This is a genomic window from Micromonospora sp. NPDC049044, assembly GCF_040649215.1.
Taxonomy (GTDB): domain Bacteria; phylum Actinomycetota; class Actinomycetes; order Mycobacteriales; family Micromonosporaceae; genus Micromonospora.
Genome location: NZ_JBEZFA010000014.1, coordinates 70,547 through 93,502 on the forward strand (window position 1 = coordinate 70,547; position 22,956 = coordinate 93,502).

18 protein-coding genes, 1 tRNA gene and 1 pseudogene are annotated in these 22,956 nt (G+C 71.2%); 14 read left to right on the top strand and 6 right to left on the bottom strand.

What is annotated here, in order from left to right:
- Positions 1-188: 188 nt before the first annotated feature.
- Entirely contained in the window at positions 189-395 is a 207-nt protein-coding gene (locus tag AB0B85_RS14365) for a hypothetical protein (RefSeq protein WP_357407192.1), read from the top strand.
- A gap of 401 nt (positions 396-796) precedes the next feature.
- Here AB0B85_RS14365 and AB0B85_RS14370 read toward each other — a convergent pair whose 3' ends face one another.
- Entirely contained in the window at positions 797-1,192 is a 396-nt protein-coding gene (locus tag AB0B85_RS14370; protein WP_357407194.1) for a hypothetical protein, read from the bottom strand.
- Positions 1,149-1,868 carry an SDR family oxidoreductase gene (locus AB0B85_RS14375; RefSeq protein ID WP_357407196.1) on the bottom strand — a complete coding sequence of 240 codons (720 nt, stop codon included), beginning with the start codon at positions 1,866-1,868 and terminating at the stop codon, positions 1,149-1,151. The genes AB0B85_RS14370 and AB0B85_RS14375 overlap by 44 nt, the downstream gene beginning before the upstream one ends.
- Positions 1,869-2,039: 171 nt before the next feature.
- On the opposite strand from AB0B85_RS14375, the gene AB0B85_RS14380 reads away from it, so the two are divergent.
- The 5 genes from AB0B85_RS14380 (at position 2,040) to AB0B85_RS14400 (ending at position 6,399) form a co-directional block, all read left to right on the top strand.
- Entirely contained in the window at positions 2,040-2,474 is a 435-nt protein-coding gene (locus AB0B85_RS14380; protein ID WP_357407198.1) for a hypothetical protein, read from the top strand.
- Between the two features lie 135 nt (positions 2,475-2,609).
- The gene (locus tag AB0B85_RS14385; protein ID WP_357407200.1) at positions 2,610-3,188 is read left to right on the top strand and encodes a hypothetical protein; all 579 of its coding nucleotides are present in this window, start codon (positions 2,610-2,612) and stop codon (positions 3,186-3,188) included.
- Between the two features lie 606 nt (positions 3,189-3,794).
- On the top strand, positions 3,795-4,667 hold the full coding sequence (locus AB0B85_RS14390) for an SDR family NAD(P)-dependent oxidoreductase (RefSeq protein ID WP_357407202.1): 873 nt from the start codon (positions 3,795-3,797) through the stop codon (positions 4,665-4,667).
- Positions 4,668-4,686: 19 nt separating this feature from the next.
- The gene (locus tag AB0B85_RS14395) at positions 4,687-5,160 is read left to right on the top strand and encodes a MerR family transcriptional regulator (protein WP_357407204.1); all 474 of its coding nucleotides are present in this window, start codon (positions 4,687-4,689) and stop codon (positions 5,158-5,160) included.
- 150 nt (positions 5,161-5,310) lie between these two features.
- The gene (locus AB0B85_RS14400) at positions 5,311-6,399 is read left to right on the top strand and encodes an epoxide hydrolase family protein (protein WP_357407206.1); all 1,089 of its coding nucleotides are present in this window, start codon (positions 5,311-5,313) and stop codon (positions 6,397-6,399) included.
- Positions 6,400-6,636: 237 nt separating this feature from the next.
- Here the strand turns inward: AB0B85_RS14400 and AB0B85_RS14405 are convergent, their stop codons facing one another.
- Positions 6,637-6,903, bottom strand: coding sequence for a helix-turn-helix domain-containing protein (locus AB0B85_RS14405; RefSeq protein WP_357407208.1), 267 nt, complete (start codon positions 6,901-6,903; stop codon positions 6,637-6,639).
- 183 nt (positions 6,904-7,086) lie between these two features.
- On the opposite strand from AB0B85_RS14405, the pseudogene AB0B85_RS14410 reads away from it, so the two are divergent.
- Positions 7,087-7,865, top strand: a pseudogene (locus AB0B85_RS14410) (zinc-binding dehydrogenase).
- Between the two features lie 193 nt (positions 7,866-8,058).
- Complete coding sequence (locus AB0B85_RS14415; RefSeq protein WP_357407210.1) at positions 8,059-9,009, top strand: NADPH:quinone oxidoreductase family protein; 951 nt, start codon at positions 8,059-8,061, stop codon at positions 9,007-9,009.
- Between the two features lie 329 nt (positions 9,010-9,338).
- Here AB0B85_RS14415 and AB0B85_RS14420 read toward each other — a convergent pair.
- Positions 9,339-9,425 (bottom strand) — tRNA-Leu (locus tag AB0B85_RS14420).
- A gap of 232 nt (positions 9,426-9,657) precedes the next feature.
- Between AB0B85_RS14420 and AB0B85_RS14425 the strand changes: the two genes are divergently transcribed.
- The 5 genes from AB0B85_RS14425 to AB0B85_RS14445 all read left to right on the top strand — a co-directional run bounded on the left by AB0B85_RS14425 (position 9,658) and on the right by AB0B85_RS14445 (position 19,731).
- Positions 9,658-12,411 (top strand): tetratricopeptide repeat protein, encoded by a 2,754-nt coding sequence (locus AB0B85_RS14425; protein ID WP_357407212.1) that lies wholly within the window; start codon positions 9,658-9,660, stop codon positions 12,409-12,411.
- A gap of 176 nt (positions 12,412-12,587) precedes the next feature.
- Positions 12,588-15,212, top strand: coding sequence for a fibronectin type III domain-containing protein (locus tag AB0B85_RS14430; protein ID WP_357407214.1), 2,625 nt, complete (start codon positions 12,588-12,590; stop codon positions 15,210-15,212).
- A gap of 27 nt (positions 15,213-15,239) precedes the next feature.
- Positions 15,240-16,235, top strand: a complete 996-nt coding sequence (locus AB0B85_RS14435) for a MoxR family ATPase (protein WP_357407216.1) — start codon at positions 15,240-15,242, stop codon at positions 16,233-16,235.
- 11 nt (positions 16,236-16,246) lie between these two features.
- Positions 16,247-17,443, top strand: a complete 1,197-nt coding sequence (locus AB0B85_RS14440; protein ID WP_357407218.1) for a DUF58 domain-containing protein — start codon at positions 16,247-16,249, stop codon at positions 17,441-17,443.
- An 8-nt stretch (positions 17,444-17,451) separates the two neighbouring features.
- The gene (locus tag AB0B85_RS14445) at positions 17,452-19,731 is read left to right on the top strand and encodes a transglutaminaseTgpA domain-containing protein (protein WP_357407351.1); all 2,280 of its coding nucleotides are present in this window, start codon (positions 17,452-17,454) and stop codon (positions 19,729-19,731) included.
- A gap of 69 nt (positions 19,732-19,800) precedes the next feature.
- On the opposite strand, the gene AB0B85_RS14450 is transcribed toward AB0B85_RS14445, so the two are convergent.
- The gene (locus AB0B85_RS14450; protein WP_357407220.1) at positions 19,801-20,592 is read right to left on the bottom strand and encodes an SDR family oxidoreductase; all 792 of its coding nucleotides are present in this window, start codon (positions 20,590-20,592) and stop codon (positions 19,801-19,803) included.
- Positions 20,589-21,572 (bottom strand): LLM class F420-dependent oxidoreductase, encoded by a 984-nt coding sequence (locus AB0B85_RS14455; protein ID WP_357407353.1) that lies wholly within the window; start codon positions 21,570-21,572, stop codon positions 20,589-20,591. Before AB0B85_RS14455 ends, AB0B85_RS14450 begins: the two co-directional genes overlap by 4 nt.
- Positions 21,573-21,726: 154 nt before the next feature.
- Between AB0B85_RS14455 and AB0B85_RS14460 the strand changes: the two genes are divergently transcribed.
- Positions 21,727-22,941 carry a low temperature requirement protein A gene (locus AB0B85_RS14460; RefSeq protein ID WP_357407222.1) on the top strand — a complete coding sequence of 405 codons (1,215 nt, stop codon included), beginning with the start codon at positions 21,727-21,729 and terminating at the stop codon, positions 22,939-22,941.
- The last annotated feature ends 15 nt before the right edge of the window (positions 22,942-22,956 follow it).

Below are 22,956 nucleotides of genomic sequence, written 5' to 3' on the forward strand. Positions count from 1 at the left end.
ACCGACGCCACCGCGACGACAGCAGAGCCATGCATCGATGCGGTCTGGCCCCTGATTGGCGCCGGCAGGGCTTCAGTTCAACAGCCGGCACCAGTGAGGGTGGTCTAGTCGGACTGCTCGGCGGTCCGGCCCGCCTCGACGTACCGACCGTGCTCAACGAAGTCTGTAACGTCGGCGGCCGTCACCTCGTGGAGCAGCCAGCACTCGCGGTCCAAGGCGACGTGTCCGCCGTCCGGGGTGGGCACATCCGCAGCGATCTCCCGCCCGCACCGGTCGCAGTGGATCCGCGGCCGAAACCGGGGGCCCGGCTGAAGACGAACACCGGCTTCGCGGCGGCCCGCGTCATCGCCCGCACGGTCATCGCCAACGTCGCCGTGTCGATGGTCAGGTCGTGATCGCACCGCAGGCAGGTCCACCGGGCCTGCCGGACGCCGTCGCCGCTGGTGAGGTCGAACGGCACACCACAGTGGGGGCACTCCAGCCGGCACTGCCACGGCGCGGACGTCCCGTCCCCCGCGCGGGGAGCCGGCAGGAACAGCAGGGCCGTGCCGACGCCGACGACCGACTCCGGTGGGGTGTCCGGGGTGCCGTCACCGTGCCGTCGATGAGCCTGCGGCGGACGTTACGCCACCCCGGCTCGTCGATCGGCTGGCCGGCGAGTTGCCGCTCGGCGAGGTTCCGCAACACGGCCCGCCGCTCGTCGTCCGGATACGCGTCCCACAGTCGAACCCACAGCGGTGCGATCGCGTCGGGTGTCTCGTCCGACAGCAACGCCAGGGACACCTGCCCGCCATGGTCATCCGGGGCGACCGACAGCAGCCGGCGCCACCCGCCACGCCGGGGTGGCGTCGACGGCGGCCAGCAGCCGGCGCATCGGTCCGGCCTCGTCGGGTCGGGTCCGCAGCAGCTCTTCCAGGTCGTCGGCGAAGCCGCACGCGCTGTGCAACGGGATCCCGCCGGTCAGGACCGCGCGCAGCGGTTCGGGGTCGGCGGGGTCGGCGGCGACCAGGCTGAGGGTGATCGGGCGCCACGCGGCGGTGCCACCACCGCGGGCCAACCAGCCGACCGCCACCGCGCGGAACGACGGGTCGCGGACCAGCGCGGCGCACGGCCCCTCCTCGACAGCGACTGCTTCGCGCAGTGAGCGGTCAGGGTGTGGACGCCTGCCGAACCTGCTCGAAGCGGAACTCACGAATGAAACAGTCTCGTGGTTGGCCGACCGCGAAAAGCACGCAGTCGATGACCGATCGCGCGGTGAGCTCGCTGTTTACCTGTCGGGGCCCGTCCTGAACGAAGTCCGGCGGAAAAAGTGAGATTACCCGGATCCCTTCTGGCCGGAGCCGGTGAGACAGGATCTCAGCAAGTCCGGCGTGGGCATGCTTAGCCGCGTAGAACGCAGGATGTGCACCCGAGCGGCGGTGCCCCACCTCGCCGCACGCGGAGATCATGTTAACGATGTCGGGCCGCGACGATGCCCGTAGCAGCGGCAGTAGATTTTTGGTCAACAACATGGTGCCGGTCCCGCCCGCAGCCATCACGCTTTCGATCTTGTCGTCCGAGACGTCTCCCAGGTCGTCACCCTCGACGTATGGGGCACCATTGTTGATCAGCACATCGAGGTGCTTTGTCCGTTCGGTTACGGCACCGGCGAACGCGCGCACCGACTCCGGTACGGCGAGGTCGCAGTGAAATGCATCAGCCCGACCCCGTCCCCGCTGGCTGATCGCATCCGCAACATGCTCGGCCGCAGCCAGGTCGCGGGCCGAGAGGAAGACCTGTGCACCGCGCTCGGCGAACGCTTCAGCCAGTAGTCGTCCGGTGTCACGTGCGGCACCGGTGATGGCGACGCGCAGGCCGTCATGATTCATGGCCGAAGTGAAGCATCTGAACTCCGGTTGAGGTCAACAGAAACTTGCCAAGATCGGGCATCCGCTCTTCGGCTACCGGACCGGACGGCTTCGGCACCACTGCCGATTACTCACCGCGACGCCCCATTCGGCATGATCGAGTCTGTCAGCTCATCCACTACCGTCCGGGCTGTGGCAGCCACAGCAGCGGGACCGTTTCGTCGGACGCCGATCGAGCGGTCAGACCAACGGGTCGCATGGGACCGGACAGACCAGGCCTTCTTCGCCGCGGGAGCCTGTCACATCCTCGCCTGGGTTTGCCGGCAGACCTATTCAAACAGGCCCATCGAAATAGCTGGGGTGCGCCTCCCGGGTCAGCGGCAGGTCTTCCACACCTACGCCGCCTGGGGCGGCTGGGCGTTCGACCACTCAGGCTGGAATCCCGAGCCACAACTGCTGGCGGTCAACACGGACTTCGAAGGCCAACCGCTCACGCGCCTCAAGATCGCAGAGGATCTCGCTGATTTCTGCCAGAAGCACCACCACCGCATGCCGAACCAGTACTGGCGTGACCCGCTCCCCCGTGCGCGGGACTACATCGGCCGATACATCCCACCCTGGGCATAGCCCCTACCCGCACTCGCCCCGGCGACGCACATCTGCCGAGCGGGCACCGGCTGTTGACACGCCCGATCAGCGACAGGCCGGTGCGCCGGTGGGAGCCGTCGCGCTGATCCTGCGGCGACGGTGAAGAATCTGCGCGTGGATGTTGCCGAACTGCTCCGTCGAGCTGCGGCCATGGTCCCGGCGGACGTCGTGAACGAGGCCGGCGTGACGGTGGTGGACGTACGCGAGTACCTCGACCACGACGAGTGGGAGATCGCGCTCGACCTCCTTGCAGACCTCCACACGGGTTGGCGACCGCCGACCGCTTGGTGGGATCTACTGATCGACAGTGCCGAGCTGATGTGGCTGCCCGACGCCGCCGCGTGGTGCCACTGGGCCCGCTGGGAGAGCATCCACGGAACTGTCCGCGCCGAGTTGCGGCTCCTGTCGGCCACCGAGGGTGGCCGGCGAACACCGATCCCGGGCAAGGGCATCCTCCGACCGCTGTGGAACCTCGGCCGGTGTACAGCCGCGGGCGATCCCGATCTGCTCGTGGCACGTGTCTGGGTGGAGTCCGCGCCAGCGTTGCCACCAGGTGCCACAGGGTCGGTCCGCCTGGGCCCACTGTCCCCCGCCCTCTGGCGTCACCTGCAGCCGGGCATGACGATCACCATGTACGAGGGCCGACCCGCGGTAGGAACGGCCACCATCATCGAGGTGTCGATCGCGCGTTGACATCGGCAATGAGCGGACGCTGCCTCCTGCCATCACCGGCAAGATCCGGTCCGTCGCCGTTTGAAGCAGAACAGGTCACCGCCGAGGGCAAGCTACGCCGCCTCACCGGACGCCAGACAATGAGCCCCGACGAGATCCGCCACATCGCGGAAACCCTGGGAAATATCACCGCAGTGCTCCACGACGCCGACCCCGCCGACAAGGCCCTGATCTACCGCGAACTGGGGCTGAACCTGACCTACCGGCCGACAGCCCGCACGGTATCCGCTCAGGTAAACCCAAGTGGATCATGTACTAAATTGTGGCCGAGGGGCGACACGGTCCTTTACCCCACCGCCGTTGGCGCTCGGCGCAACTCTGAAGCTCACGCAAGCTCAGCTACGGTGGTGACCTCTTCGGATCCGCCAAAGAGGTCATCACAGAGGATGCGCTGTCACGGTGCCTCGCCCACGGCGACCACCTGCACCGGTACGACGCGCTCCCCGGCTTGCACGCCTCGAAATCGAGATCGTCGCGCGAAGGATCAAGCGGACGGGACCGCTGGTCGCCTCCGGAGACTGAGCGCGGCTTGCTTTCAAGCGCGCTCGAAGCTCTAGCGTCGGCGCCATGACCACGGCGAACGAGACGAAGACATGGATCATCACGGGAGCGAGTTCGGGCCTCGGTCTGGGGCTCGCCGAGGCGGCACTCGAGGCTGGCGAGCATGTGATCGGGACCGCGCGACGGGTTGACCGCTTCGACGGGCTCAAGGCGCGGTACGGGGATGGGCTCCTCGCTGTCGAGCACGATGTGCGCGACACTGCCGGAGCGGCCGGGGTCGTGCAGCGGGCGCTGGAGTTGTTCGGGCGCGTCGACGTACTCGTCAACAATGCCGGCGCCGGACAGGTCGGTGCCGCCGAAGAGATCACGGACGCCGCGCTGCGGGCCATGCTCGAGCAGCATCTGTTCGGCCCGGCCGCCTATGTGCGTGCCGTTCTGCCCCACCTACGGGAGCGTCGCTCTGGTGCGATCGTGCAGATGAGCAGCCAGGGTGGGCGGATGTCGTTCCCCGCCGTCGGCAGCTACTCGGCCGGCAAGTTCGCCCTCGAGGGCTGGTCGGAAGCGCTGGCGGGCGAGGTCGCACCGTTCGGCATCCGTGTCCTCATCGTCGAACCCAGTCGCTTCCGCACCGCGTTCAACGCCGCGGGTGTGCTCAACACAGCGCGGCGGAGCTCGATCTACGACGGGGTCACCGGTGCGGTGCGCGGGAACATGGAGGGGGCCGACGGCATCCAGGAGGGCGACCCGGCACGCGCCGCCCGGGTGATCCGGGACATGCTTGACACACCCGAGGCGCCGCTGCGGCTCCCGCTCGGTGCCGAGGCGGTTCGCAACCTCACCCGCGTCTACCGTGGGGCGCTCGACGACGTCGAGAAGTGGGCGTCGGTGAGCGAGTCGGCGGACTTCCCAGGCATACCGCCCGCGGTTCGCGCGTTCTGATCGCCGTACGCTGACGGCCATGGCCACCGAAGCGCTGATCGAACGCATCCTCGCTGCCAGCGACGGGCCGTCCTCCTCGACGATCGACGCGCTGCACGAGTTGCTCGACGACGCCCCCATCGAGGCCTCGACGGTACCCAGGAGTGTCGCCGAGGCGGCCCGGCTTGTCGGCCTGTCGACGCACACCCTCCGGTACTACGAGCAGGAGGGACTTGTGCGTCCCGCCCGCAACGCCTCCGGGTACCGCGAGTACTCCGCAGCCGACCTGCGCCGCCTCGTCTTCCTCACCCGGATGCGCCTGTCCGGCATGACCATGACCGATCTCAAACGCTACATCTCGCTCGTCGAGCAGGGCCCGAGCACCGTCACGGAACGCCGACGCATCATGCGCGACCAGCACGACCGGATCACGCGGCAGATCCGTGAGCTCAGGCTGGCGCTGGAGACCACCGAGTACAAGATCCGCGTCTACGACGGGCACCCGGAAGGCTGACCCACTCGAGCCGTGACGGTCCCCGAGCGTCCGCACGCCTCGGCGATTCACTCGGTCACTGACTCCGTTGCTGTACACAAGCAGAGAAGGCCACCGGCCTGCCCATTCGGGCGGCTGCCAAGTGACTCCTTGCGATGAAATCATGATCGGGTGACGCCCTTCCACATCGATGTGCCCGAAGCCGTCCTGGACGACCTGCGGGCTCGGCTTTCGCGGACAAGGCTCGCGCCAGCCGCCCCAGGAGAGCCGTGGGCCGCCGGCACCGACCCTGGGTACCTGGCAGATCTGGTGCGGTACTGGCTCGATGGATTCGACTGGCGTGCGGTCGAGCGTGCCCTCAATCGGTACCCTCAGTTCGTCACCACGGTCCGAGGCTCGCCGGTCCACTTCGTTCATGTTCGCTCAGCATCGCCCGACGCTACGGCGTTGGCCCTGACCCATGGCTGGCCCAGCACCTACACGGAGATGCTGCCCCTGGTGTCCCGGCTCGCAGACTTCGACCTCGTCATACCGAGCCTGCCCGGCTTCGTCTTCTCCGGTCCACTCGCCGAGGGCCCGACGACCGAGGCGGCTGTCGCGGACGTGTGGGCTGAGCTGATGACCCGTTTGGGCTACGACCGCTTCGGCGCCTACGGTGGCGATATCGGGTCCGGCGTGTCGACGTGGCTCGGCGCCCGCCACGCAGATCGGGTCATCGGGGTCTTCTCGCAGCACATCAAGTTCCCACCAGCGGACCGCAGGGGCGACCTCAGCCCAGCCGAGGAGGCGTTCATCGCCATGCTCGACGCGAAGGCCCAAGATGACTGGGGCTACGGAATCCTCCAGGAAACACGGCCCGACACCCTTGCGGCCGCGCTGAGCGACTCGCCGTCCGGACTGGCCGCATGGATCATCGAGAAGTACCAGCGCTGGAGCGACTGTGGCGGCGACATCTCCCGCCGGTTCGGCTTCGACGAGCTGCTGACCACCGTGATGCTCTACTGGGTCACCAACTGCATCGGCACGTCCTTCCGGCCCTACCGTGACGACCGCCAGGCCCCACATCTGCCAATGGTCACCGTGCCCGCCGGCATCACGGTCAGCGTGGAGGACGCCGGCCTGCCCCGGTCGTTCGCCGAACGCACCTACGCCAACCTCACCCACTGGCACGAGCCCAGGATCGGCGGCCACTTCTTCGCCCAGGAAGAGCCCGACCTGCTCGCTGCCGACCTGCGCGCCTTCTTCAGCCCGCTGCGATAATCCAGGAGCTCAACCGGCGGCACTGCTGCTGGTTCTGGTCAGGGTGCAAGGCCGGCCTGGATCGCCAGGATGGCGGCTCGTTCCTTGCGACCTGCGGGTTCGTCTAGTACCGGTAGTCCTTGCTCCGGGCCGTCAGCCGGTAAACGCCCCTTCCTGCCAGCGTGCTCCGACACGGCGTTCGTTGCCGTAGTTGCAGGCCACGACGGGACCCGCCATTAACCTTCCCCGGTTCACGTGTCATGCGGTTGAGGAGGGTGCCTTCGCGGCGCCACGGGTAGGGCCGTGTTCGCGGAGCATGGTCAGCAGGCCGGGAAAGCGTTGTTCCACCTCGGCGTAACGTAGCGTGACGAGTCGGCGGGTGCCGTTGACGCGCGTGCGGATCAGGCCGGCATCGCGCAGGACCTTGATGTGGTGCGACAGCGTTGACTTGCCGATGGTGACGCCAGTGTCCTTCAGGACGTCGCTGCCGCAGGTCCAGTCCCCAGCGGCGACGAAGGCGCGCACGAGCGTAAGCCGCACGGGTCGGCAAGCGCGCTGAGCACGACGTCGATCGTCACGGTCTCGATGGCGGGTTCGATCACCTCGGTCACGAGACGAAGCCTAGCCAGACGTTGCGAAAGTTCGACTCCCATCGTACTGTTCGACGCGCCTCGAACAGTTCGATGCAGATCGAACATTGGATGGATCATGAAGGCGATTATCTACCGCGACAACGGCGGCCCCGACGTTCTCCAACTCGTCGAACGTGACCGGCCCACGCCGGCACCCGGCGAAGTCCGCGTCCGGGTTGCCGTGTCCGGGTCAACCCGACCGACTGGCAGGCCCGCTCCGGCGTCGCCCACCGCAAGCTGTTCTCCGAGATCACCCCGCACCTCGACGGTGCCGGTGTGATCGACGCCGTCGGTGACGGCGTCGACCCGAGCCGGGTCGGTCAGCGGGTGTGGCTGTTCATGGCCGCCGCGGGGCGGCCCACCGGCACCGCCGCCGAGTTCACCGTCGTACCCGCCGATCAGGCCGTGCCGCTGCCAGACGAGGCCGGCTTCGACGCCGGCGCCCACCACGTCATCAACTATCGCGAGGGCGACCCGGCCGCCGCCATCCGTGCGATCGCCCCGGACGGCGTCGACATCGTCGCCGAGGTGGCGCTGGGCGCGAACCTAACTCTGGATCTGGCCGTGCTGCGTACCCGCGGCACGATCGCGACGTACGCCAACCAGGGCGGACAGGCGGTCGAACTGAACGTGGGGCAGAACATGGTGCTGAACACGCGCCTACAGTTCCTGGTGCTCTATACGGCTGGCCCGCAGGCGCGCGCCGCAGCCGTCGAGGATGTCGCCGTCGCGATCCGCGACGGCGCGCTGCCGGTCGGCAAAGAACATGGCCTGCCACTGCACCGCACCGCCGACGCTCACCGAGCGGTGGAGACCGGCGCGGTCGGCAAGGTGCTGGTAGACGTCACGCCCTGACGTTCAACCAGCTACCGCATCTCCGACTCGCATCGGCTGCCGGTCCGCTCATCGGCTCCGCGTGCCACAGGATGTCGGGAGGAACTACGGTACGTGATGGCACATCGCTTGGCGGCCCACGACCGGCAGCAAAGCGGATGATCGATCATGCTGCGGTCGCCGGCTACTGCCGGCGGGGGGTACGTTGCTGATCATGCGAGCTGTGCAGTGCGTCCGTTTCGGCGGTCCCGAAGTTCTGGAGATCGTCGATGTGTCGGAGCCGATGGCGGTCCATGGGCAACTGCTCGTCGACGTGAGTGCGGCAGGGGTTAACTTTGCCGACACCAGCCGCATTGCCGGGTCGTACCGTCCGGTGCCGGAGCTGCCATTCATCCCGGGCACTGAGGTGGTTGGGCGAGTGAGCGACGGTCGTCGGGTGCTCGCACCGATTTTCGGCGGTGGTGGCTTTGCCGAGCAAGCGGTCGTGGAAGACGCGGACGCCGTTGTGGTGCCCGACGGGGTGGGCGACGCCGAGGCGCTCGCGCTTCTCGTTCAGGGCCTGACCGCCTGGCATGTATTGAGAAGCTGTGCGCGGATGCGTCCCGGTGAGAGCGTTGTCGTCAACGCCGCGGCCGGTGGTGTCGGCTCGCTTGCTGTGCAGCTCGCCAAGCACTTCGGTGCCGGGCGTGTGATCGCGACAGCCTCTACGGACGCTCGACGTGACCTGGCCCTCTCCTTGGGTGCGGACGTCGCCGTGTCCAGCGACCCGGACTGTTACGCCGAGCGGGTCCTGGAGGCCAACGATGGCATGCCGGTGGACGTTGTCCTCGAGTCGATTGGCGGCCGCGTGTTCAGCGCCGGCCTCGAAATCCTGGGGAACTTCGGACGTCTGGTCACCTTCGGGAATGCCTCCCGCGAGGGCTGTCCACCTGTCGATCCGAGCGCCCTCGCGGACCGCAACACCGCCGTGATGGGCTTCTGGCTACGCCCGGCCCTCACCGTTCCCGGCGCCTATGCGGAGCCGTTGGCCGAGATGTTCGCGCTCACGGCTGCCGGAGTGCTGAAGCCGATGGTCCATGCGGCATATCCCCTGGAGGACGCCCGCCGCGCTTTCGAGGACCTCATCGCCCGCAGAACCACCGGCAAGGTAACCCTGCGTCCCTGAGACTTGAGCCCGATAATCCGTCGGCGATGCGGCGAAGCACCGCGAGCCTCGGCCGCCAAACCGATGCACTCCTTTTGGCATGAGCGAGGGTGCATCGCGGCGTGATGAGCTGAACCTTCCGAAGGTCGATGGCTTCGGGTGTGCTGAAGAGGTCGCCAGAGAGCATGCACTGGCCACGGCATCGCGAGTGGGATCGACGTCTCACCTAACGGAACCAGCTACTGGTGCCGAGGTCTACCGACAACTCGGCCTCCGGCTGAGCTACCAGCCAGACAACGCAAACGGTGCGCGTTGATGTCGATCTCGACACGCACCGTGAAGCAAATCTTTGGTGTCCGAGGGGGGACTTGAACCCCCACGCCCTATACGGGCACTAGCACCTCAAGCTAGCGCGTCTGCCATTCCGCCACCCGGACTTGCTCGTACAGCCTACCCTGCCGACCAGATGATCTTGCCACCCGATGGTCGGTACGGCGGGCCGCACGGGGAGTTACTGTACACGCCACTCGTGGATCATGCACATCGCCTTCCGCCGCCTCTCTCCTGGCACTTCCGCCGCTGCTCAAAGGGCCTCGTTGTCCGTCATGACTCGCCGTCCGGGGCGTGTCCGGGTAGCGTCCGGCACCCCTCGGACGGCAGCATTGCCACGTGTCCCATCCCTCCCCCCTGGCCGCCGCCCAACACCGCGCCCTCGCCCTGCGTGCCACGGGCGACGTCAGGGCCGCCCGGCAGCTACTCGCGGAGGCGGTCGGATCCGCTGCCCCGTCGTACGGCGAGGATCATCCTGAGCTGCTGCACACCGCGCACCTGCTGGCGCGGCTGCACCGTGAGGCGGACGATCCGCTCGGCGCCCGTCGGGTGCTGGAGGAGGCGTTCGCGGCGGGCGAGCGGCGGTGGGAGCATTCGGACCCGGTGATGCTCGCGCTCGCCTTCGAACTGGCCGAGGTCGCGGAGGAGTTGGGCAACCGGCACGAGGCCCGCCGCAACTACACCCGCGTCGCCACCGCCGGCCCGGCCACCCTCGGGGAGCACCACCCGGCGGTACGCGCCGCCCGCGCCTACCTCGGTCCGTCCGCGTCGACGCCCACCGAGCAGCACGATCCGGACCCGGTCGCCGCGGCGGCGGACTCTGGCATCCGGTCGGCACTGGCCGGCCCGACCCTGTCCATGGCGACCCTGGCCGCGATGCGGCCCACTGCTGACGGCCCGGCGTCCACCAACTCGCGCTGGGCTCCGCCGCCGCCGGCCGCACCGCAGGCAACCCCTCCAGGGGTACGCGGCCCCGCCGCAACCCACCCACCCGGGCCCGCCGCCGCAGCGCCGGCTCCGATCCCTCGGCGTGCACCCGCCCCTCCCCCGAGCACGCCGGCGCAGCCCAGCGCGCCGTCCGCCGCGTCCGGGGTGGCGCCCCGCCAACGCGGCGACGAGCATGTGTCCGGCTCCGCCCGGTCAGTGGTCAGCCAGCCCTCCCGGCCGGCGCCGGAGAGCCAGCCGCTCCGACCGAGCGCGGAGCGCCCGCCAGCCCAGCCGGACACCCAGGGCCAGCCACCCCGGCCAAGGACCGAAGGCCAGCCACCCCAGCCAAGGGCCGACAGCCAGCCACCTCGACCAAGAGCCGACAGCCAGCCACCGCCGTCCGATCAGCGGCCACCACAGCGACCGACGGCCGGGACCACCACGCCGCCCCGTCAGCGGGCCGGCGACCACGCGTCCCACCCGCCGGTCGACGTGCCGCACCAGCCGTCGAACCCACCCGCCCCGGCACCGGCCGTCACCGCACCGGTGTCCGGGCCTCCGGCACCTCCGTGGGACAACCCCACGATCCAGGTACGACAGATCGAACCGCTCCTCGCCGAGGAGGCTGCCCGAGCCGCTGCCGGATCAGCCGAGGCGACTGGTCCGGTCAACGCCTCCGCCGTCGACGCGCAGCCGTCGGGCCGCCCATTCCCGGCCCCTGGGCAGCCGGTGCCGACGCATCCGGTGAGCGGACCCCCAACCCACCCGGTCAGCGGGCCGCCCGCCGCCGCACCACCGTTCGCGACGCCGCCCGGCCACCCGCAGCCGGTCTCCGCGCCGCCAGCGCACCCGTCCCCGACATCAGCACCACCCGTCCGCCCCCATCCCGTCTCCGCACCACCCGGGCACTCCTACCCCGTCTCCGCACCACCTGGCTTCGGACACCCCGTCTCTGCACCACCCGGACACACCCACCCCGTCTCCGCACCACCTGGCTTCGGACACCCCGTCTCCGCACCACCCGGGCACTCGTACCCGGTCTCCGCACCACCCGGCTTTGGGCACCCCGTCTCCGCGCCTCCGGTGAGTGCGCCGCCCGTACCCCCGTGGGGGTTGACCGCACCGCCGTGGAGCCGCAACGCCCCACCGCAACCCCTGCCGACTGCCGGTGCCGCGTCCGCCGAGGCCGCCGAGGAATCCCCGACGGACGAGGACGACGGTGGCGCGGACGGTGGGTTCGGGTTGGTAGGCGGTGCTGCCGTGGTGGTGCCGACGCAGCGGACCTCGGCCACGTTGTCCGACCAGACCGAGGTGATCCCGTCCGTCCAGCCGGACAGTGACCCGACCAGGGGTGGCACCGTGGCCGGCGCCGTTCCGCCGGCTTCGACAGTCGCCCAGTCGAGCGCGGTCGTGCCGTCGACCGAGCCGGCTCCGGCAACGTGGCTGGCGGCCCCTGGCACCGACCTGGCGGGGTCACCGCCGGCGGCACCTCGGGCGACGCCGCAGCACCACCCCGAGCAGTACCCGGCCCACGATGCGTATCCGACTCACAACCAGTACCCGACTCACGACCAGTACCAAGGCCGGGACCAGTACCCACCCCGGGAGCACCAGCCGATGCAGGTGCCGTACCCGGGTCAGCACTACCACCCGGTGCCGGACGGGTACCGGCCGTCGTACACCGATGAGGGTGGGTCGGCGGGGCGCAACCGGGCGACGCTGATCGGCGCGGCGGTGGCCGCCGGGGTGGCCGTCGTGGCGGTGGTCGGCCTGGGGGCGGTGGTGCTGACCCGTGACGATCCGCCGCCCCCGGGGACCTCGCCGACCGCAACGGCACAGGCACCGGTCGGGCCACCTCCCGGGGACCTGCGACTGCGGGACGACGCGACCACGATCACGCTGACCTGGACGGACCCGTCCGGCGGGGCGGTGCCGTTCATGGTTGCCGCCGGTCGGGCCGGGCAGCCGTTGGGGGTGATGGCCACCGTGGACCCGGGTAAGACGAGCTACACGGTGAACGGGTTGAACTCGCGGGTGGATCACTGCTTCACCGTGTTGGCGGTCTACTCCACCGACAGCTTCGCGACCTCCGGACAGGTCTGTACGACGCGGGAGCGCACCACATCTTCGAGCGGCGGGCCCTCGGGCCGACCGTCGCCGAGCTGAGAAGGGCCGAGCTCAACCGGCCTGAGCTGGGCGTCCATTGCGCACACGCTCGGTATCCACAGGGGTGACGGTGCGGGTTCCCCCGTCACCAGCAGCGCCATATGATGGCACCCGGCTCAGGGGAGGGGTGGTCGCGTTGCGCGCCACCTGCCACGACTCACGGGAGGCAGCCGGCTGTGGCCAGCATCGAAGACGCCGTACGGACCGACGCCCCTCGCTCCCGGTCCCGGCTGCGCGGCGGGCTGGTGACCGTTGGCACGGTGACCGCGCTGTTGGCGGCCATGGGACTGACCGTTCTCGGGCTCGGTGCCGCCGACAACGCGGTGGCGAACTACGACGCGAGTTCGTGGCTGTGGAGCGCGGCGCGTAGCGAACTGGCCCGGGTCAACGGGGTCACCGCGCGGGTGGACACCCGCACCGAGATCCCCGGTGCCGTGCGACACCCGATGCAGATCACCCAGACCGACCGGCTGCTGGTCCTGCGTGACCTGCACACCGGGCAGGTCAGCTCGCTGGACCTGGCCACCCTGCAGCTCACCGCGACCACCCGGACCACCCCCGGCCTGGGTGTGAGTGTCGCTCTGCACGAGGATTCGGCTTTCGTCGTCGACGCCGTGCAGGGCATCGTGCGGCAGCTCGACCCGCGGTCGCTGACCCCGGTCGGCGAGCCGGTGCACTATCCGCCGGGCATCACCGGCGGCACCTTCGACGGTGAGGGGCGGCTGTGGATCGCGGTGCCGAGCCAGGGCACCGTCTCGGCGATCACCGCCGCCACGCTGCCGTCCGCGCCGGCCTCGGCCGCGCCGGCCGGCGCCGGGCTGAGTCCGAAGCAGATCGAGTCGTACGAGGTCGCCGAGGCCAGCCACGAGCTTGTGGTGTCCACCCTGGACGAGGGGGTGGCGGTGCTCGACCGTACGGCCGGGAAGCTGGTGCGGGTCCAGCAGGGCAAGGTCCACCCGACGCCGTTGACGCTCTCCGGTGCGGCGGCGATGCCGACGCGCACCAGCGGGCAGCGGGTCCCGGTCACCGTGCCCGCCGAGCGGCGGGTGCTGGTGGTGGGTGACGGTGGACAGGAGCGGGCGTTCACGGTGCCGGGTGAGGGCGACCGGCTCAGCGCGGCGGTGGCCTGGGCGGACCGGTTCTACTGCGCCGACGAGGCCACCGGCGAGATCTACGCCTTCGACGCGGGTGGCCAGTTGGTCGAGACCATCGCCGGGCGGGCGAACGGGCCGCTTGAGCTTGAGGTGCGGGAAAATCACCTGTTCATCAACTCGCCCGACACGGCGACCGCCCGCGTGGTGGACGACAAGCACCAGGTGCGCGAGGTCGACAAGTACGCAAACGACGTGCTCGGCGGCGATCCGCCGCCGGTCGCCCCGCCGCCGCCCCCGCCGAAGAAGCCCCGGGTGGGCAAGCCGAGCGCGCCGCGCAGTGTCACCGCCGCCGCCGGCAACGCCCAGGCGCGGGTGAGCTGGCGGCCGGCCGCCGCGAACGGCGCCGAGATCATCAAGTACGTGGTGGAGGGTGCCGGTCAGCGTCTCGAGGTGGGCGCCAACCAGCGTGCGGTGGAGGTCAAGAGTCTGACCAACGGTGAGACGTACCGGTTCGCGGTGCACGCCGTCAACGCCAAGGGCGACGGCCCGCCGCGCAGCAGCAACCCGGTGGTCCCGACGGCTGCGGTGCCCGACCCGCCGGCGAGCGTGACCGCCCAGGAGCGGCCGGACGGCACGGTGCTGGTGAAGTGGCCGGCGGCGAACGGGCAGGGCAACACCATCGCGAAGTACGCGGTGACGGCCAGTTCGGCGGGGACGAACGCGCCGGTCGGCGAGTCGACGAAGACGGAGCTGGTGGTGCCCGCCGGTGAGTTGGAGTTCGGCACCCAGTACGCGTTCACCGTGGTGGCGGTGAACGACAAGGGCGCCGGTTCGGCGGCGTCGCCGGTCAGCAACACTGTGGTGCCGTTCGCGGCGCCCGGTGCGCCGCTCGAGCTGCGGGCCGGCACCGTCGCCAACCAGCCGGGTGCGGTGACGGTGCAGTGGGCGCCGGCCGAGGACAACGGCCGCCCGGTGACGAAGTACGTGGTGGACGTCGGTGGGCGGGTCAGCGAGGTTTCCGAGACCCGCACGACCGTCACCGGGCTGGGCAACGGGCAGAACGTGACGGTGAAGGTGAAGGCGGTGAACGAGGCGGGTCCGGGGCCGGAGGCCACCGCCACCGCGCGTACGGTCGCCGAGCCACGGGTCACGGTGACCGGCTCGTCCGCGACGGCCACCGGGGCGACTGTGACGTTCACAGTGGACGCCGGCGGCGGTCAGGCCACCTGCTCGTTGAGCACCACTGGTGAGCCGGCGAAGGCCGGGGCGTGTTCAAGCATCACGATGACGGGTCTGACGCCGGGCACGGCGTACACGTTCACTGTGACGGCAACCAACGCGGCCGGCCAGGGCACGGCCACGAAGGCGCAGGCCACTCCCGCGCTGTACGGGATCGCGACCTGCAACAACGGGACCGGCGCCGACCAGCGCACCTACTGCGACAAGGAGGTCGACGGCCGCAACGGCAACGAGGTCTTCAAGGTCACCAAGCAGGACAACGACCAGCAGGCCGGCTGGGCGAAGCCCGGCACCCGGCTGAAGGCGTACTGCAAGAAGACCGGCGAGGACGTCGACTCCTACGTCTACAACGACCACAAGCGCAGCACCTGGTGGGTGCAGGTCGAGTTCAGCGGAAAGAACTACATTCCCTGGGCCTGGCTCAACCTGGAGGGCGGCGACAACATCAACGTCCTGCCCACCTGCTGAACCACCAGGCAAGGAGCACCGCCGACCGTGAACACCCACGAGCCGCTCACCCAGCCGGAGGTGCAGGGTTTCGCCGCCCTGGCCGCCCGGCTGGCCGAGAACGTCAACGCGGTGGTGCTCGGCAAACCGCAGGTGGTGCGGCTGGCGCTCACCGCGCTCTTCGCCCAGGGGCACGTGCTGCTGGAGGACGTGCCGGGGGTCGGTAAGACGACCTTGGCGCGGGCCATCGCGGCCACGGTGAAGGGTCAGTGGCGGCGCATCCAGTTCACGCCCGACCTGCTCCCGTCGGACGTGTCCGGGGTGACCATCTTCAACCAGGCCAGCCGGGACTTCGAGTTTCATCCGGGGCCGGTCTTCGCCAACATCGTCATCGCCGACGAGATCAACCGGGCGTCACCGAAGACCCAGTCGGCGCTGCTGGAGGTGATGGAGGAACGCACCGTCACAGTGGACGGGGTCCGGCATCCGGTGCCGTCGCCGTTCCTGGTGGTGGCCACCCAGAACCCGGTGGAGATGGACGGCACCTACCGGCTGCCCGAGGCGCAACTGGACCGGTTCCTGGTGAAGTTGTCAGTCGGCTACCCGGACGAGGCGGTGGAGGTGGAGGTGCTGCGGGGCGCGACGGTGCGTTCCCCGGAGGCGCTCGCCCCGGTCACCGACACCGCCACCGTCGGGGAGATGGTCCGGATGGCCCGTCGGGTGCACATCGCCGAGCCGCTCTACGCGTACGCGGTCCGGTTGGCCGCCGCGACCCGCACCCACCCGCAGGTGCGGGTCGGGGTCAGTCCTCGGGGTGTGATCGCGTTGACCCGTGCGGCGTGCGCGTACGCGCTCATCGACGGGCGGGGTTGGATCATGCCGGAGGATCTGAAGGCGCTCGTCGAGGCGGTGTTCGCCCACCGGTTGCTGCTGACACCGGATGCCCAGGTGCGTGGGATGACCGCCGCCGAGGTGCTGCGTCAGGCCGTCGCCTCGGTGCCGGTGCCGCTGCCGTCGGGGCAGCCCGCTCCGGTGCAGGGCTGACCGGCAGCTCGATGGGGATCACCGCCCGTGGGATCGGGCTGCTCGTCGCCGCCGTGGTGCTGCTGGGGTCGGGTTTCCGGTTCGCGTACCCCGAGTTGACGTTGCTCGGCGCGGCGGCCGGCGCGGCCGTCGGCTACGCCGCGCTTGTCGCGGCCTGGCGGCCCCGGCTGACGGTGATCCGCCACGCCAATCCGGATCGGGTGGCGCGGGGCGAGCCGGCGAGCATGACGTTGACAGTGCGCAACGCGGGCCGGCTGCGGTCGGCGAACCTGCTGGCCGAGGATCGGTGCGGGGATCGCGGCGTGCCGGTGCCGGTGTTGCGCCTGCGGCCCGGCCGGGACACCGAGGTCCGCTACGACGTGCCGACCCACCGGCGTGGGGTGGTGCCGGTGGGGCCGCTGCGGGTGACCCGGCGTGATCCGCTGGGGTTGGTGGCGTTGGCCCGCCCGTACGGCGCGACGGTGCCGGTCTGGGTGTACCCCAGGGTGCACCCGTTGACGGCGGTCCCGCGCGGCGCGGGGCGCAGCCTGGACGGCCGGGTGGACGGGGTGCCGCACGGCTCGATCACGTTCGACTCGCTGCGGGAGTACGTGGTGGGCGACGAGTTGCGCCGGGTGCACTGGCGGACCAGCGCCCGGGTGGGTGAGCTGATGGTGCGGGAGAACGTGGACACCAGCCTGCCGCACCTGGTCGTGCTGCTGGACAACCGCGCCGCCGCGCACCCGCAGCGGGTGGGTCGGGTGGCGGAGTCGTTCGAGTCGGCGTGCGAGGCGGCGGCGTCGATCGTCACCGCCGCACACCGCGCCGACCTGCCGGTGGTGTTGCTGTTCGCCTGTCCGGAGCCGGCCACGCCGGCCGGGGCGGCCGGGGCAGCCGGGGTGGCCGGGGTGCCGGACGTCGGTTCGGCGCTCGGCCCGTTGGACCGGCTCGCCGCCGCCGAGCTCGCGGATGCCGACGAGGCGGTTCGCGCGGCAACCACCCGGCTGCGCCAGGACCGGCTCGGTGACACGTTGATCTTCCTGACCGGGCCGGGTGGGCGCGACGATCTGGGGCATGTCGGGGCGCTCCGGGGCGCGTACCCGTCGGTGGTGGTGGGGGTGTTCGGCGCGGCCGAGCCGACGCCGCCGGGCGCGGCCGGCCTGGTGGTGGTCGACGCGGCCGACGGCGCACAGTTCGCCGCCGAGTGGGACGGGGTACGCCGGTGGTGACGGACGTCGTGCGGGTGCTGCGGGCGGCGGTGGTCCCGCTGACGCTGATCGGGTTGACCGCGCTCGCCGGGGTGGTGCTGGGCCGGGTGTACGCGGGCAACCTGCTCACCGGGCTGGTCATCGGCGCGGCGGCCGGTTCGGTGCTGGTGAGCGTGGCCGCCCGGCGACTGCCGTCCTGGCTGGTGGCGCCGGTGTCGGTGACCGCGATGGCCGGTTGGACACTGTGGTCGCTGCGGTTGGCCGCCAACCGCGCGGAGCTTCCGGGCGGTCTGCTGGAGGTCACCAGCGACGCCGCGCGCAACGGCATTCCACGGCTGCTGACCGCGATGATCCCGGTGGAGCCCACCCCGGACACGGTGCTGGTTCCGGTGGTCGCCGCCTGGCTGGCCGGGCTGGCCGGCGCGGAGGTAGCGCTGCGCACGGGCAGGGTGCTGCTGGGCTACCTGCCGGCCGCGGGGCTGTATGCCGCCGCCCTCTACGTGGTGGGTCCGAATGCCGCCCCGGCGGTCGGGGCGACAGTGGCGTTCGTCGCGGTCGCGGCGGTTGGCCTGGCGGCCCGCACCGGCGCGACGCCGGCCGCCGCCGATCCGACCACCGAGCTGGCCCCCCGGGTACGCGCGGCGGTGCGGCTGCGGCTGGCCGCCAGCGCGGCGTTCGGGGTGGCGCTTGTGGTCGGACTTGTCGCGCTACTCGGCCCGGTCGTCGCCGCCCAGGTCGACGGGCGGCCGGTGGACCCACGCCGGTACGTGGAGCCGCCGCAGGTGCAGACGCTCGACGAGAACCCGTTGATCCGGATCTCCGGCTGGGCGCTGCACCCGGAGCAGAAGCTGCTCGACGTGAGCACGGAACGCGCCGCTGTCGCCGCGCCGGGGGCCGAGCCGGCCGGTGACGCCGCTGACGTTGTGCGGATCCGGTTGGCGGTGCTCAGCGACTACGACGGGGTGACCTGGCGGGTCGGCGCGACGTACCGCAACGCGGGGCGGATCCTGCCGGCCGCCGCCCCGTCCCGCGACAGCACCGTGCAGACGGTCCGCCAACAGATCACCGTCGCGGAGCTGACCGGTCGGCTGCTGCCCGCGGTGGCGACGCCGCGGGAGGTAAGCGGCGCCCGGGTGGCGTACGACCCGGCGAGCGGGACGTTGATCCGGCCGGAGGGGTTGACGCCGGGGCTGCGGTACGCGGTGACCTCCGCCGAGGAGCGGCCGGACGAGAACCTGTTGGCAAGTGCGAACGTGCCCGCCGGCGAGGAGGTGGCCCGGGTGTTGCGGGTGGCCGACGGGGTGCCCGATCCGATGCGTCGGCTGGCCACGCAGCTCGCCGAGCAGAATGGCGCCCCCTACACCCGGGCGCTGGCGATCGAGCAGTTCCTGGCCGAGCACTACCGGGTGGTGGCGGACGCGCCGAGCGGGCACGCGTACCCGAATCTGGGTTTCTTTCTCTTCGGGCCCCGCGGTGGCGGTGGTCAGGAGGGCACGTCGGAGCAGTTCGCTGCCGCGTTCGCGGTGCTCGGCCGGTTGTCCGGGCTGCCGACCCGGGTGGTGGTGGGTTTTCGGGCTGGCGGGCAGGGGCCGGTGCTTGCCGGTGACGCGTTCGCCTGGCCGGAGGTGCTCTTCGACGGGCTGGGGTGGGTGCCGTTCAACCCGCTGCCGCGCCCGAACGAGGAGCCGAGGCCGGTGGAGGAGGATTTCCGCCCGACACCTGAGGACCCCCCGCCGTCGGAGGCGCCGGCGCCCACAGTGGAGCCGACCGGGTCACCCGAGCCGGTCGCCGCCGGGGAGGGGCCGCCCGGCCGGGGCGGCGTGTCCACTCCGCTGCTCGTCGCCGGGGGCAGCGGTGGGTTGCTGGTGCTGGTGGGGGCGCTGCTGCTGACCCTGTGGGCGATGCGCCGGGCACTCACCCGTGCCCGGCTCGTTGAGGGTGATCCCGGTCAGCGCATCGCCGGTGCGTGGCAGGAGGTCACCGACGCGCTCCGGCTGGCCGGCCGACCGGTCGGGGACGACCTGGCCGCCACCGAGGTGGCCGGGCACGCCCGGGTGGCCCTCGCCGAGGCCCGCGCGAGCGGCGGCACGAGCGGCGACGGTGACGGCCCGTCCGTCGACGAGTTGGCGGCTCTGCTCAACCAGGTGGGGTTCGCCCCCGACGCCGCGGCGGCCGACCAGGCGGCCCGCGCCGCCGAGGTGGCCACCGGTTACGTCGCCAGCCTTCGCTCCGCCCGGCCCTGGTGGCGGCGGCTGCTGTGGTCCGTCCACCCGGCTCCGCTGCGCCGGTCCCGCCGGTCCCCCCGCTGATCAGGAGGCTTGCCTCGCCGTCCGGCTCGTCAGTGACGCAACCGTCCTGAGCACGGCGGACCGGGCGGGTCAGGTGGTCAGGCGCCGGATGAGTTTGCGCATGCCGGCCTGCCAGCCGTCCGGGTCCTCGGCGCGACGGCGGGCGTAGTCGGCGACCTCCGGGTGCGGCAGGATCAGGAAACGTTCCTCGGCCAGCCCGGCGATGGCCGCCTCGGCGACCTGGTCGGGCGTGAGCACCACCCCGGACGCGGCGACCACCCGGGCACCGAGATGACCCTCGACGAGCCCGTCGGCGAGCATCGGAGTGTCCACGCCCTGCGGGCAGAGTGCGCTGACCCGGATGCCCCGGTCCCGGTAGGTGATGGCGAGCCACTCGGCGAACCCCACCGAGGCGTGCTTCGTCGCGGTGTACGCGGCGTCGCCCACCGCGGTGAGGACGCCCGCCGCGGAGCAGGTGTGCAGCAGGTGCCCACCTCCCCGGGCCAGCATCCCGGGCAACACCGCGCGGGCCGAGTAGACGTGCGCGAGCACGTTCACCCGCCACGCCCGGTCCCAGTCGACGTCGTCGACCTCCACTCCCCCGCCGGTGGTCACTCCCGCGTTGGCACAGAACAGGTCGATCCGGCCGTAGCGTTCCTCGGTGTCGGCGACCAGGTCGCGCACCTGCTGTTCGTCGGTGACGTCGAGGGCGATCGGGTGCGCGACCGGGCCGATGCCGTCGGCCACCGCGTCCGCCCCGTCGGCGTCCAGGTCGGCGATCACCACAGCGGCTGCCCCCTCAGCGGCGAAGCGGCGGGACAGTGCCGCCCCGATGCCGCCGGCCCCGCCGGTGACCACCACGATCCGGTCGGTGAGGTTCACGCGGACGCTCCCACCGGCTCGACCCCCAGCTGGGCGATGAGGCTGAGCAGCGCGGGCGCGCCGCCGGCGGTGACCTCCGGGGTGGGCAGCAGCGCCAGGATCGGCACGTCGACCCCGGCGTCGGCGTAGCGGTGCACCTCGGCGCGGCACCGCTGTGGTGTGCCGTGCAGCACCAACGCGTCGACCACGTCGTCGGGCACCGCCGCGTTGGCGCCGCGCCGGTCACCGGCGGCCCACGCCGCCCACATCGGCGCGAGCGCCTCGTCCCGGCCGAGCCAGCGGTGGAACTCGGCGTACGCGCCGACGGTGAGGTAGCTGGTGATGAGCCGGCGGCCCAACGCTCGGGCGTACGCGACGTCCTCGGTGGGACAGACGAAGATCCGGGCGGCGACCTCGAAGCCGGCGCGCCGCTCGCCCAGCTCGGCGAGGGCCCGCGGCACGTCCTCGGCGCTGAGCCAGTTGAGGATGACACCGTCGGCCTCCGCACCGGCAAGCCGGAGCATCCCCGGACGCAGCGCGGCCAGCAGGATCGGTGGCGGCACCGCCGGCGGTTGTTCGAGCGTGAACCGGCGGATGGTGAACGTGTCGTAGGCCTCGTCGACGGTCTTGCCACTGAGCGCGGCGCGCAGGAAGCGCAGCACGTCGCGGGTGCGGCGGAACGGCTCGTCGAACGGCACGGCGTTCCAGTCCCGCACGAGCACCGGTGAGGACGCGCCGATGCCGAGGGTGAACCGGCCCGGTGCGGCCTCGGCCAGCGCCGCCGCGCTCATCGCCAGCAACCCGGGACCCCGGGTGAAGACCGGCGCGATGGCGGTGCCCAGCCGCAACCGCGGTTGCCAGGCCGCGGCGAGCGCCAGCGGGGTGAACGCGTCGGTCCCGGCGACCTCGGACGACCAGACGTCGGTGAACCCGGCCCGGTCGAGGGCCGCGTAGGCCGCGTCGTGGTGCGCCAGGGCGATCCCACCCAACGGCACCGTCATGCCCCATCGATTCGTCACCGACCGATCGTGCCCGTTGACGGGGGCCCCGGGCAAGATCTCCGGCTTGGGCAGAATCGCCGGTTCCCGGCCGCCCGTAACGGCGCGGATGCTACGACTTCGAGGTGGACCGGACCGACGGCGCAGGCCGCTGACCATGGCTTCCAGGGCAGCGGGGCACCTGGAGCCGGCCAAACGCGACCCGGTCCGGGCCACCTTCCTCGAACTCTTCTTCGACCTGGTGTACGTCTTCGCGCTCACCCGGATCTCGGCCCGCGCGTTCGAGGATCTGACCGACGGGCCGGCCCGGGAGCACGGCATGGCGGTGGTCACCGGCGGCGGCAAGACGTTGCTGCTGCTGCTCGCGCTCTGGTCGGTCTGGCAGGGCACCGCCTGGACGACAAGCCGCTACGACCCGTACAAGGTGCCCCTGCAGACCGTGGTGATCACCGCGTTGGTGGGCAGCATGCTGATGGGGGTGGCGATCCCCCGGGCGTTCAGCGAGACCGCGCTGATGTTCGCGGTGGCGTACGTGGTCGCGCAGCTGACCCGGCCGTTGATCCTGTCGCTCGCGTTGGGAGCGCATCCGTACCGCCGGTTGAAGGTGCGCATGGCTGTGGTGTTCGCGTTCAGCGGGGTGTTCTGGATCGGTGGCGCGCTGCTGGGAACCAACAAGCAGGTGGTGCTCTGGTCGGCGGCGCTGGTCATCGAGTACCTGGCCGCCCGCTGCGGCTGGCCGGTGCCGGGGCTGGGTCGCTCGACGGTCTCCAAGTGGGAGATCTCCGGGGAGCACCTGGCCGAGCGGTACCAGCAGTTCTTCCTCGTCGCGCTGGGCGAGACGATCCTGGTGGCGGGTTTCGCGTACAGCAAGGGACAGTACGAGTCGGGGCACGTGTGGGCGTTCGCGCTGGCCCTGGCCACCTCGATCGTGTTGTGGCGGATCTACGTCCAGCGGGCCGGGCGGATCCTGGGCGAGGCGGTGACGAAGGCCCGCCACCCGGCGAACATCGGCCGGTCGGCCGCCGACACCCACCTGCTGATGGTGATCGGCCTCGCCGCCACCGCTATCGGTTACGAGCTGATCATCGAGCATCCGTTGGAGAAGATTCCCGGCCCCTGGTTGGCCATGGTGCTCGGTGGGCCGGCGCTGTTCCTGATCGGCCGGGCCCGCCTGGAGTACGAGGTGTTCGGACGGATCTCCCCGTCCCGGTGGATCGCGCTCACCGTGCTGGTGGCGGCGTCGGTGCCGCTGCTGTACCTGCCCGGTGTGATCGCGACCGCGGTCGGGGTGGTGGTGTTGGCCACGGTCGCGGTCGCCGACGCCCGCCGGGCGCGCGGTGCCCCACCGGAGGCCGCCGCGCCGCCGTTCTGAGCAGCCCGGCCCGGC